Origin of the sequence: Neisseria polysaccharea (assembly GCF_963392925.1) — a bacterium.
In the GTDB taxonomy this organism is placed as follows: domain Bacteria; phylum Pseudomonadota; class Gammaproteobacteria; order Burkholderiales; family Neisseriaceae; genus Neisseria; species Neisseria polysaccharea.
This window is the reverse complement of record NZ_CAUJNZ010000001.1, coordinates 189,471-201,517: the sequence shown is the minus strand read 5'-3', so window position 1 is coordinate 201,517 and position 12,047 is coordinate 189,471. Positions and strand designations below refer to the sequence as shown.

The following is a 12,047-nucleotide window of genomic DNA, read 5'->3' as shown; positions in this document are numbered from 1 at the left end:
ACCTAACTTCATAACGAATAACGATGATTCGACAAAACGGAAAACGATCTGATATGAACAATCCCGACTTACCCTATCGGCAGGCCTTAGACTGCCTTTCTCAAAAACAATATAACTTTACCGAAGTCCGCCGACTGCTGACAGAAGCGGCCTCTGCAGGCCATCCCGCCGCCGCATTCGAGTTGGCAAAACACCTGATGGACGCGGATAGCCCGCACCAAGACCGCGAACAAGGTATGGACATGCTCCGCATCGCCGCCGAACAGGGGCATCCCTACGCGCGTTATAATTTGGCATATATCCAAGAATTGGAAGGTGCACCCCCGGAAACCCTGATACCGCTTTACAAGCCTCTGGCAGAAGCAGGTCTGCCCGAAGCGCAAGTCCGCCTGATGTACCTGCTGTATGCGTCCCGACATTTTGAAGAAGCCCTGAAATGGGCAAAAACGACCGCAAAAAACAACAACCCCCACGGACAATATCTGCTTGCCCAATACTGCCAGTACGGTACGCCACCGGATTTTGAAACGGCACACCTTCTCTACCGCGAGGCTGCAGCACAAGGCTTGGCGGCGGCACAATGGCAGCTCGGCCTCCAATACCGTTTCGGACAAGGTGCACCAACCGACACGACCCAAGCCATCAATCATTTGCGCGCCGCCGCACAACAAGGATACATTCCCGCCTACACCCCACTTGCTGAGCTCATCCTACCTACGGCTCCCGATGAAGCCGTTCACTGGTTTCAACAGGCCGCACAGGAAAATGACCATAAAGCGCATGCCGCACTTGCCGACATCTACCTACAAGGCAAACATCTGGAAAGAAACCACAAACTTGCCCTACGTCATGCCGAAGCAGCCGCAGCCGAACGCCATCCCGAAGGTTTGCGGATACTGGGCGACATCTACCGCTACGGGCTGGGCATGGCTTCCGATAAAGAAAAAGCCCTACATTATTATCGGCAGGCAGCCGAAGCAGGCAGCCTTTCCGCCTATCAGAAACTCATATCCGACAGCGCGTTAAACCATCCCGACCAATACGGCGGCATCAAAGATTCCGCCATCAGGCGGCAAAGGGCAGAACAGCTTTATCAAAAAGCCCAAGCCCTGCATTACGGATTACAATGTGCGCCCGAATACGCAGCCGCGCTCAAACTCTACACAGAAGCTGCAGAACTCGGACACAGCAAAGCCCAAACCAATCTGGGCAGTATGTACTACTTCGGACAGGGCATAGCCGCCGACTACGGCAAAGCCCGAAAATGGTTTGAACAAGCCGCCGCGCAAAAAGACAGTATGGCGTTCTACAACCTTGCCTGCATCCATTACAGCGGACACGGTGTCGGTCCGGACAAAGGAAAAGCCTGCCGCTACCTGCAAGAAGCCATAAACAACGGATACGGGCAAAAAAGCTTTCTGCAAGAACTGTTGCAACAGTGGCAAAATGCCGTCTGAACACCGTTACACCTACCCTGCCAAAACGAAACAGGTATAATCGCCCCTTTCCTTTCCCGCCGTCCGAACAGGCCTTTCACATTCAGACGGCATCCTGATTGCACAAGCGCACGAAAGCATTATGACAGACACCGCCGAAAACCAAACACAAAACAACTGGCAAGCCGAACATCCCCGCAGCATCCGCAGTTTCGTCCTCCGCCAAAGCCACATGACCGCCGCGCAGCAACGCGCCATCGATACCTTATGGGACAGCTTCGGCATCGGCTACCAAGCAACACCGGCCGATCTTGATGCCAATTTCGGAAGCAACCGACCCAAAATCCTCGAAATAGGCTTCGGTATGGGGACGGCAACCGCAGAAATCGCCCGCAGGCTGCCCGAAACCGACTTTCTCGCCATCGACGTACACGGCCCCGGCGTAGGCAACCTGCTCAAACTCATCAACGAAAACCATTTGGAAAATATCCGCGTGATGCGGCACGATGCCGTAGAAGTTGTCGAAAATATGCTGCAAGACGGCTCGCTCGACGGCATCCACATATTCTTCCCCGACCCGTGGCACAAAAAACGCCACCACAAACGCCGTCTGATACAAGCCCCCTTCATCGCCAAACTACTGCCCAAACTCAAAACCGGCGGCTATATCCACCTGGCGACAGACTGGGAAGAATATGCACAGCAGATGCTTGAAGTCCTCAGCGGCTTCGACAGCCTGCAAAATACGGCGGCAGACTACGCCCCCACACCGGACTACCGCCCCGAAACCAAATTCGAAGCGCGCGGCAAACGCCTCGGACACGGCGTTTGGGACTTGGTATTCAAACGGATCGGATAACAAACCGCCGTTTGAAAATGCCGTCTGAAGCACATTTGCTTACAGACGGCATTTTTTCAAAATATAGCCGTCATCACCTGCGTAAATGCCGCTTTGTTCGGGAACAGTAGTATTTCATTATTGTTACTTAATTACTGCTCTTTGTGTTTCTGCTCTCTTTTGCCTACGACGTATTTCAGATAAACGTATTAATCCTTTATCATTCATACATTGTTCTACTAATACTGAACCACCATTTTTCATATATTTGTCAGAACATTCTTTCCACGCAGCATCTGCTTTGGCTTGACTAACATGGCTGCCTCTTGCCCAGTCATCATGAGGAATGCCGCCACTCATTCCATATTCAAGCCCATAGCATCCAGATAGTATGCAGCTAGTAAACAATGTAATAGTGATTACTTTCATTTTTTTACTCCTTGTTCTTTATATTTATCAGAAATATTTGGAATACCTGTTACTTCGCTAATTCCTTTATAAATACCATCATAATGTGGAATTATTCAACCATTTATCATATACTGCTCCTAAAATTTCTGTAAAACCACTCCAACCAAGTACTTCTGGCTCATGCAAAGCAGCGAGTGATATTTCGATACAAGTTTTAAAACAATGGTTTGAACGGCAAAACACCTGCGTACCGCACGCATCCTTGTAGGTTTTATGCACATCGGTTTTAAAGTTTGTGCCACTCGCAGATAGTGGCACGCGTTTGGCGGAGATGCGGGCTACCGCTTGCTAATTATTCATCGTTACCAAAAGAAGACTTAGGTATACATTCAGGCATAGTTAACAAAACAACTAAACTTCTATTTACTGGAAAATAAAATGACTTATTTAAAAATAATAATAACTAGTATAGTTTTATACATTTTATTATTACAAATTAATCTCAAAATGTTAGAAAAAAGAATTGATTTCTTAGTAGAAAATATAGATAAATATTACCAGCAATATGGGTCTTACCCAAATAATTTTGATTTTATATCAACTAAAACTGATTTTACCACTGAATCATATTGTGATTTTTGGGATAAAAATATTGCAGGATATGGTAATTGTTACTTCGTAAAGAATGATAAAGACTATACTATTTTAGTCATGGGTTTCTCATCGAAAATACTATTTTCATCTCACAATAAAATAAAAGAATTCAATTCAAATAAATATGATTAAATTCAACAAGCAAGCCGTAACACGCATGAAATCTTTAGTTTTCCGTATGTCGGATGCTTGAATCCGACATTACTTTAATCGTATTCAATAGAAAAGTCCGCATTGCCGCCACCCCAATGATGCGGATAAATACCCTATTTGACATAACGGTGAAACGTAGAAAACCGCCAATCGGAAATTTGTCCTACATAGCCATGTTTGACCGGATTGAAATGCAGATAATCAAAATGGCAGGCAAAATCGGCCTCATCGCGGATAGTATGTTCCCCAAAGCGTTTTGCCAAAGCCTGAGATTGCCGCCGATTAAATATTGGTAAAAAAGGAAAGCCCACAAGTTTAAAATTTAAATTCCCAGCTAAAGAGGTTTTACTATGAATAAAGAAACAGCAGAAGAAATACAATGCGGATTTGAATATTTGGCCTTTGATGATCTTACTCCGATATCTTTTGCACCACTAGAGCGCGAACCGCAAACATGGCAATGGCAATTTGCAGTTGAATTTATATATCGACTATTAGTATGTGAATTGGCTATTTTATGGCCTTTTACATTTGATAAAAAACAAGAGATATTCCTGTTTTGCCAGGAATTTGCAAAACAAAATCCTTTTGGTACGGAAAATAATGAATTATGGTATTCTGGGGAAATTACATTAACAAAAAAAGGTTTGGATTTAGTTAAATTTTATATTCCCGAACTATTCGAATGCGAAGATTTGCCATTTGAGCTTAATCATTCGTTCATTCTAGCTCTAGAATCTATTTTCCTAGATTATGAAGTTCCATGGGAGGAAAATAATCCATTAATACCTATAAGAATATTAGATAATAAATAAATTACGTAGGTAGGCTCAAAATTTCTTCAGAGACAATTAAGAAGCAAGCTATAGCCCATATGAAATCTAAACTCAACAAGTAAGCCGTAGCCAGCATGAAATCTTTAGTTTTCCGTAGGTCAGATTCTCGAATCCGACATTTTGGGCATTGCTGCAATGGATTGCAACGACGGGAATATTAAAGGTTTTGCTGGATACAAGTATCCGACCCACGCTTGCTAGGATTGTTTAGGGAGCAATTTAATACCGGCTACTTCCAATCTTTCCTCCGGTCGCCCTACCATAAAATCCCAACCATCTGGCATTTTACTCTTCAATCCTGCTCCCGATTTAGCATCTAAGTATCCAGCCTCTTCCAGAGTAATACGTGCTACTTTCCAATTTTTCTGAAGTGCTGTAGCTAATTCTTCATCAGAATAATCTTTTTGTTTAATCAATTTATCTAACTCATCAATCATATAAGAGCAGGGAACTACATGCTCGAGACGACATCGATCTGTAGTAGCTGCTGCTTTTTCTGACTCCCCCAAAAACACAAAAGAATCTTCTTTGTGCAACATATGTTCAAAAATTCTTGAATTGTACCCAAGACGAATTTGATTGGTTTCATTTTGAAATTCAATTAAGTTTCTGAAATGTTTAATTAATAACAAACAAGTTTGAAAGACAACTTCTTGAGTCCGTTTTTCTAGATTTTCCATTACATAATCCTTTCTAAAATTTCAAATATTAAAATCATCACTCCGCCCCAAACAACATGCTTTCCTTAATATTCCGTATCCTATCCCTCAACACTGCAGCCTCTTCAAACTGCAAATCCCTAGCCGCCTGCTGCATGGCTTTTTCCAGTTTGGCGATTTCTTTAATCGCGTCTTCTTCGTTGTGGATTTCGCCGACTTTAACCTTGTTTTTGCCTTGTCTACGACCTTTGCCGCTGTCTTCTTCGTGGTACACGCCGTCGATGATGTCTTTGACCTGTTTTTTAATCTGCTGCGGCACGATGCCGTGTTCTTCGTTGAATTTCATCTGTTTTTCGCGGCGGCGTTCGGTTTCGTCGATGGCGGCTTTCATGGAGTCGGTGATTTTGTCGGCGTACAGGATGGCGACGCCGTTCACGTTGCGTGCGGCGCGGCCTATGGTTTGAATCAGGCTGCGGTGGGAGCGTAGGAAGCCTTCTTTGTCGGCATCAAGGATGGCGACGAGGGAGACTTCGGGGATGTCCAAGCCTTCGCGCAAGAGGTTGATGCCGACGAGTACGTCAAACAGGCCGAGCCGTAAATCTCTAATGATTTCAACGCGCTCGACGGTGTCGATGTCGCTGTGCAGGTATCGCACTTTGATGCCGAGTTCGCTGTAATAGTCGGTAAGTTGCTCCGCCATGCGTTTGGTAAGGGTGGTAACGAGTACGCGTTCGCCTTTTTGAATGCGGTCGTTGATTTCGCTCATTAAGTCGTCGACTTGGGTGGCGACGGGGCGGATGATGATTTGGGGGTCGACTAGCCCTGTGGGGCGGACGACTTGTTCGACCACTTGTCCGGCGTGTTCTTCTTCGTATTTGGCGGGAGTGGCGGAAACGAAGACAGTTTGCGGCATGACTTTTTCAAATTCGTGGAATTTGAGCGGGCGGTTGTCGCGGGCGGAAGGGAGGCGGAAGCCGTAATCGACGAGGTTTTGTTTGCGCGATGCGTCGCCTTTGTACATGCCGCCGATTTGGGTGACGGTAACGTGGCTTTCGTCGATAAACATGATGGCGTTGTCGGGCAGGTAGTCCATCAGTGTGGGCGGCGGTTCGCCTTCTTTTTTGCCGGAGAAATGGCGGGAGTAGTTTTCGATGCCTTTGCAGAAGCCCATTTCGTAGAGCATTTCGAGGTCGAATCGGGTGCGCTGTTCGATGCGTTGTTGCTCAACAGGGCGTTGTTCGCGGGTGAAAAACTCGATGCGTTCGCGCAATTCTTCTTTGATGGATTCGCAGGCACGCAAGACGGTGTCGCGCGGGGTAACGTAGTGGCTGGACGGGAAGACGGTATAGCGGCCGACGCGTTGGTGCAGGCTGCCTGAAAGCGGGTCGAACATATCGAGGCGGTCGATTTCGTCGTCAAACAGGCTGATACGCAAGGCGTTTTCGGAGTTTTCGGCGGGGTACACGTCAATCACGTCGCCTCGCACGCGGAAGCTGCCGCGTTTGAAATCCAAATCGCCGCGTTCGTACTGCATGGAAACGAGCGTGGCGATGATGTCGCGCTGCTCGATGGTGTCGCCTTCTTTGACGGACAATACCATTTGTTGATATTCGGTCGGGTCGCCGATACCGTAAATGGCGGACACGGTGGCGACGATAATCACGTCGTCGCGCGTCATCAGGTTTTTGGTGGCAGAAAGGCGCATCTGCTCGATGTGTTCGTTGATCGCGCTGTCTTTTTCGATGAACAGGTCGCGGCTGGGCACATAGGCTTCGGGCTGGTAATAATCGTAGTAGGAGACGAAATATTCCACTGCGTTTTCGGGGAAAAACTCGCGCATTTCGGCGTAGAGCTGGGCAGCAAGGGTTTTGTTGTGCGCCATAATGATGGCGGGTCGGCCGCTTTGGGCGATGACGTTCGCCATCGTGTAGGTTTTACCCGAACCGGTTACGCCGAGCAGGGTTTGATAGGCAAGGCCGTCTGAAAGCCCTTCGAGCAGGCCGGCAATGGCGGTGGGCTGGTCGCCTGCAGGCGGGAAGGGTTGGTGGAGTTTGAAGGGGGAATCGGGGTATCGGATGACTTCCATAATCTTGCCTGTGATGCGTTTGCGGACAAAGCGTGTAGTAGGGATGGGTCGGATCGGAAACGTCTTTCAGACGGCATGGAATAAAAGACATTCCCGACCGTATGCCGTCTGAACTCAACCGCAATCCCAAGTGAATGCCGTTTTGGAAAAATCGCATTTTTCCAAATCTTCGGGAGCGATAAAGAAATTGCCGACCCCCATATCGCCCCACATGATGTCTATTCCTTCGTTCTCATCATATTGACTTTCCAATTGGAACAGCAGTTCATAGCCTTCCAAACTGCCGTCGCGCGGATCGTATTGGGCAAAGCAGGGATAACCGCCAATACAGTGTCCCGCCTGATTGGAGGCTTCCCGATAGTTCTCGTAAAGCCGCCAATCGTTGTTACCCGTATCCGTAACCCTTTCGAGAATCAGCTTGCGCATTTCCGGAAAAGTCCGATCGAAACGGTAATCGTCGAAAGACAGATATTGCGTCTCCGGTTCGGAAAAAACCATGCGGAATTCTTCCTCTGCATCAAACGGCAGACCGACTCCGAAATCCCCGAAATCGGAATATGCCGGAACATCCGAACGCAAACCTTCCTGCCGCACTTCGCGATGGTACAAAACACGGAATCCCTTTTGGGCGCGCAAGTCGTCGAAATCCATGCCCGACAAATCGTCGTAACCGTCGACAAAGAACTGGACGATGCCTTCGGTCGGATAGCCCGGCAGATGCGGCATTTGGGCAAAGTTGATTTGTGCCAGCAGGGAAAGCGGTTGTCCTTGGTCGTTTTGGGGATATTCCATACCCTCCGGCAGATAAGGTCTGCCACCGACCTTGCTGTCCCACAGTTCTACTGTCTCTTTCTTCAAAGAAAAACGCACGACGGGTTTTGCCGTGGCTGCAATTTTCTCTGCAAACGGTTCAAATTCCGGTAAAAAATCGCTCATAATCTGTCCTTTCAAACATAATATGCCGTCTGAAACCCTTTCAGACGGCATCGTCAAAACCTACTTCTTATCTTTTTTGTCTTTCTTATCCTTATTTGAAACCGGCTTTTTCGCCGCCAGCCCCAAAGACTTCTGCCACTGTTCGGGCGATTTGACCAAATCCAAAGCCTTACGCAACTGATCGTCTTTGGCAGGGTTGGGAATCCGCCTTGAAGACAAATCCTCGTCCTTTTTCTTTTTGCCTTTTTCTTTTGCAGCGGGTTTATCCGCATTTTCTTCAACCGGCACGGCAAGGGTTTCGCTGTTCACATCCTCGCCGCCCAAAGGATTCCCGATGTGTCCGACCAAATCCGCCTCGCGGCTTTCAAAAGTGCGTTCCTTATCTTTTACCTCGACATCCGGAACAATCCCCTGCGCCTGAATAGAACGGTCGTTCGGCGTGTAATACAGGGCGGTCGTCAACTTGACCGCACTGCCGTTGGACAAGGGAATCAAAGTCTGAACCGAACCTTTGCCGAAGCTCTGCGTACCGACAATCACCGCGCGTTTGTGGTCCTGCAATGCACCTGCGACAATCTCCGACGCGGAAGCCGAACCCGAATTGACCAATACCGTCATCGGAACGGTTTTCAACTCGGCAGGAATACCCGCCAAAGGATCGCCGCCCATACCGTACATATAATCTTCGGGAACGGCTTTCAGTACCATGCCGTCTTTGCCGTCGCGCCCCTTTGTGCTGACGACGACCGCTTCAGACGGCAGAAACGCCGCCGACACGCCGACCGCGCCGGTCAAAAGCCCGCCGGGGTCGTCGCGCAAATCCAACACCAGCCCCTTGAGCGGTTTTCCTTTGTTTTCCCTTACCAGCTCTTTTGCGGCAGTATTGACACTTTCAACCGTCTTCTCTTGGAACTGCGACACGCGGATATAGCCGTAATCCGGCTCGAGCAAATAATGGCGGACGCTTTTCACTTTAATGATGGCGCGCGTCAGGTTGACGACTATCGGCTTGTCGGCATTTTTACGCGACAGCGTCAAAGTAATCTTCGTACCCGGCTTGCCCCGCATTTTCTTCACCGCTTCGCTGACCGTCATGCCGCGTGTCGAAACATTATCGATTTTCACAATGAAATCGCCGCTTTTCACCCCCGCCCGTTCCGCAGGCGTGTCCTCAATCGGCGAAACCACTTTGACAAAACCGTCTTCCTGCCCGATTTCCATCCCCAAGCCGCCAAATTCGCCGCTGGTCGATTCCTTCATTTCCGCATAACCTTTTTTATCCATATATTCGGAATGCGGATCCAAACCGGCCACCATACCCTTCATCGCACCTTCAAACAAATCGGCATCGGGTTTGTCCTGATAATAGTTTGCCTTAATCTGACCATAAACCTCCGCCATCGTACGGATGGATTGCACCGGCAGGACTTCGTTATCCCGCCTGTCCTTCTCGGCGGCAAAACCCTGCACCGCCAGACTGACGACCACGCCGCTGATTGCACCCAAAGTATAAAGTGCGATTTTCTTAAAAACAGGTTTCGACATTCTTCTTTAACTTTCTCTCTTGATTTCCAAAAACCGGAAAACACAGGTACGGCAAACGGCAGACTTCACGGAACAGCGCACCATATCGGCACGATTCGCATAAAGCCTACCGTTTCGGCAATCCGATCAACGTATCCAACTCGAAGGGTTCAATACCTGACCTTGATAACGTATTTGCAGGTAAAGCCCCTCTTCCCCGTCCGGCAGCGACCCGCTCGTACCGATTTTGCTTCCCGCCGCGACCGCATAACCCTTGCCGACAGAAATTTCGCTCAAACCGGCATAAATGCTGATGTAGTTCTCGCCGTGATCGACTACGACCACTTTGCCGTAGCCGTCCAACTCATCCGTATAGCTTACTGTTCCTGCCGCAATGCTTTCAACCGTTGCCGGTGCAGTGGAATAAAACACGCCTTTCCAAACATCGCCGCCGCTCCGGTTCTGCCCGAAAAGTCCGGTCGGCACACCGTCAACCGGTTTTTTCAAACGTCCCTGCATGCGGCTGAAACCGTCGGCACTGCCGATACCCATAACCGAAGGCGCTTGGATGTTCCTGTCTTCGGCAGTCAGATTGGACATTGCCGCACGTCGTGCTTCAGCTTTCTGCTGTACCGCTTCTTTTTCTTTTCTGGCCTTTTCAGCAGCCGCCAGTCTGGCTTCCGCCAGTTTTCTTTTTGCTTCCGCATCCTGAATGCGGTGTTCGGCCTTTTTCTTCTCCAAATTGCTCAAGAGCTTGTTCAGCTGCTGCTCGTTTTCTTTCTGTTCCAGCAGTTTTCGGGCATCTTTGGCGATTTTGGCATTCTGTCTGCGGCTTTCCGTCTGTTCCGCCGCATCGGTTACACCCTGTTTTTTCAGCAGGGATTGCACGTTTGCCTGAATCTTTTTCAAATACGCCAACTCGTTGTTGATTTTCTGCTCTTGAATTGCCAAAGCCTTCTGCTGCTTTTCCAAATCTTTGACGACTTCCTGATTGGAGGCGTTCACATAGCGCGTATAGCGCAAAAAGCGGTTTTTCTGGCCCGGTTCGGCATTTTTCAGGAACAGGGCAACCGCATTCGGCTGGCTGTTTTTATAGTTTCCCGATACGAAACGGGAAATCTGCGCTTTCGTACCGGCGACTTCCGTTTTCAAACGGTTCAGCTCGGCATTGAGGTTTTGAAACTTGTCCCAAGCCTCGCGCTGTTTGCGGTTGACGGAAGCAAGGTTGCCGCGCGCCTGACGGATACGCTCTTGACGGATACGCTCTTCCTGAAGCTGTTTGAGGGAATTGCTGACATGAAGCAGCATTCCTTCGCTTTGTTTGAGCAGGGCTTTTTTGTTTTCGACATCGTTGGTCGCAGCGGCAACGGCAGCTTTCAATTCGTCGGAATCGGTTTTGGCATTTTTCTCTTCCGTGTGTTTTTTGTCCTGTTTCACTGCTTTTCCGTCCTTGTCGGTACGGTCTTTTTTATTTGCAGAAACAGTGTCTTTGTCCGACTTGCCGCCCTTACGTGGATTGTCCTGTCCTTTTGTCTCTTTTTTACCTTGTTTGTTTTCAGGCTGTGTTTTTGCGTTTTTTTCTTTGGATTCGGACACAGGCTTGCCATATGCCTTTTTGTGTTCCGCCTTCGATTCCTTATTCTCTTCGCGTCCTTTGCGCGCAGACTGCCCGGATGTTGCCTCATTCTCTGCTTCTTTGCGGTTTTTGGCGGTTTTTTTGGACTCTTTGCCCTCTTTTGCCGCCTCTTTGCCGCCTGTTTTTTTATCTTTCACTGTGGCATTTTTGCCTTTTTCTTTTTTGCCTTCCGCCGCTTCTGGCTGTTCTTTTTTGTTCTTCGCCTGTTTTTTCACTTCGGCGGAACGGTTGTGTGCCGCGTCGTGGGCGGCAATGGCGGGCGTGGAAAAAACGAGCATCAGGGCAAGCAGAAGGGGTTTATAGCGCATGGTTCGACCTTCGGAAAAAGTTGGATAATACTGAAGGCTGCACGAAAGCAGCCGGACGTTTGGATTATACTGTCAGTTATGCCGTCTGAAAATGCCGTTTGCCCAATCTTGCACCTTCTTTGCGCGGATACTTGCAATCGGCTCAAACAGCCTTATATTGTGCGGCATATTTTCAATGCTGCAATAGATATTGTGTTCCGACACACAGGGTAGCACATTAAGCCGCATACCGTATGTTGCCCGATTTGGGAGCGTGCGACCCTCCAAACAAAGCAAGCCCTGCCGCCTTCACGGAAAACAAGGATTTAACCGATAAGGAAATTTTGATAAACAGACTGCTACTGCTGTCTGCCGCCGTCCTGCTGACTGCCTGCGGCAGCGGCGAAACCGATAAAATCGGACGAGCAAGCACCGTTTTCAATATGCTGGGAAAAAACGACCGTATCGAGATGGAAGGATTCGACGATCCCGACGTTCAGGGCATTACCTGTTATATTTCATATGCAAAAAAGACGGCTTGAAGGAAACGGTCAATTTGGAACAAGTAAATTTTGGCAAAATATCTATAAA

10 protein-coding genes and 2 pseudogenes are annotated in these 12,047 nt (G+C 48.5%); 5 read left to right on the top strand and 7 right to left on the bottom strand.

What is annotated here, in order from left to right; genetic code table 11:
• Positions 1–53 precede the first annotated feature (53 nt).
• Both RDY34_RS00930 and trmB read left to right on the top strand, forming a co-directional pair.
• Complete coding sequence (locus RDY34_RS00930) at positions 54–1,457, top strand: tetratricopeptide repeat protein (RefSeq protein WP_308073084.1); 1,404 nt, start codon at positions 54–56, stop codon at positions 1,455–1,457.
• A 121-nt stretch (positions 1,458–1,578) separates the two neighbouring features.
• A complete protein-coding gene (trmB, locus tag RDY34_RS00925) occupies positions 1,579–2,295 on the top strand; it encodes a tRNA (guanosine(46)-N7)-methyltransferase TrmB (protein ID WP_308074680.1) in 717 nt (238 codons plus the stop codon).
• Positions 2,296–2,418: 123 nt separating this feature from the next.
• Here the strand turns inward: trmB and RDY34_RS00920 are convergent, their stop codons facing one another.
• The gene (locus RDY34_RS00920; RefSeq protein WP_003713620.1) at positions 2,419–2,703 is read right to left on the bottom strand and encodes a hypothetical protein; all 285 of its coding nucleotides are present in this window, start codon (positions 2,701–2,703) and stop codon (positions 2,419–2,421) included.
• Positions 2,704–3,123: 420 nt separating this feature from the next.
• On the opposite strand from RDY34_RS00920, the gene RDY34_RS00915 reads away from it, so the two are divergent.
• Complete coding sequence (locus RDY34_RS00915) at positions 3,124–3,471, top strand: hypothetical protein (RefSeq protein WP_003710113.1); 348 nt, start codon at positions 3,124–3,126, stop codon at positions 3,469–3,471.
• 134 nt (positions 3,472–3,605) lie between these two features.
• Here the strand turns inward: RDY34_RS00915 and RDY34_RS00910 are convergent.
• Positions 3,606–3,784: pseudogene (locus RDY34_RS00910) on the bottom strand (REP-associated tyrosine transposase); the annotation flags it as partial.
• Positions 3,785–3,842: 58 nt separating this feature from the next.
• Here RDY34_RS00910 and RDY34_RS00905 point away from each other — a divergent pair.
• Complete coding sequence (locus RDY34_RS00905) at positions 3,843–4,307, top strand: hypothetical protein (RefSeq protein WP_308074679.1); 465 nt, start codon at positions 3,843–3,845, stop codon at positions 4,305–4,307.
• 218 nt (positions 4,308–4,525) lie between these two features.
• On the opposite strand, the gene RDY34_RS00900 is transcribed toward RDY34_RS00905, so the two are convergent.
• The 5 genes from RDY34_RS00900 to RDY34_RS00880 all read right to left on the bottom strand — a co-directional run bounded on the left by RDY34_RS00900 (position 4,526) and on the right by RDY34_RS00880 (position 11,477).
• Positions 4,526–5,008 (bottom strand): hypothetical protein, encoded by a 483-nt coding sequence (locus RDY34_RS00900; RefSeq protein ID WP_003710116.1) that lies wholly within the window; start codon positions 5,006–5,008, stop codon positions 4,526–4,528.
• Positions 5,009–5,045: 37 nt separating this feature from the next.
• The gene (gene uvrB / locus RDY34_RS00895) at positions 5,046–7,073 is read right to left on the bottom strand and encodes an excinuclease ABC subunit UvrB (protein ID WP_308074678.1); all 2,028 of its coding nucleotides are present in this window, start codon (positions 7,071–7,073) and stop codon (positions 5,046–5,048) included.
• A gap of 114 nt (positions 7,074–7,187) precedes the next feature.
• Positions 7,188–8,009 carry a YwqG family protein gene (locus RDY34_RS00890; protein ID WP_308074701.1) on the bottom strand — a complete coding sequence of 274 codons (822 nt, stop codon included), beginning with the start codon at positions 8,007–8,009 and terminating at the stop codon, positions 7,188–7,190.
• Between the two features lie 60 nt (positions 8,010–8,069).
• Positions 8,070–9,554, bottom strand: coding sequence for a S41 family peptidase (locus RDY34_RS00885; RefSeq protein WP_308074677.1), 1,485 nt, complete (start codon positions 9,552–9,554; stop codon positions 8,070–8,072).
• A 126-nt stretch (positions 9,555–9,680) separates the two neighbouring features.
• A complete protein-coding gene (locus tag RDY34_RS00880) occupies positions 9,681–11,477 on the bottom strand; it encodes a peptidoglycan DD-metalloendopeptidase family protein (protein ID WP_308073074.1) in 1,797 nt (598 codons plus the stop codon).
• 326 nt (positions 11,478–11,803) lie between these two features.
• On the opposite strand from RDY34_RS00880, the pseudogene RDY34_RS00875 reads away from it, so the two are divergent.
• A pseudogene (locus RDY34_RS00875) lies at positions 11,804–12,021 on the top strand (CreA family protein); the annotation flags it as partial.
• Positions 12,022–12,047: the final 26 nt, after the last annotated feature.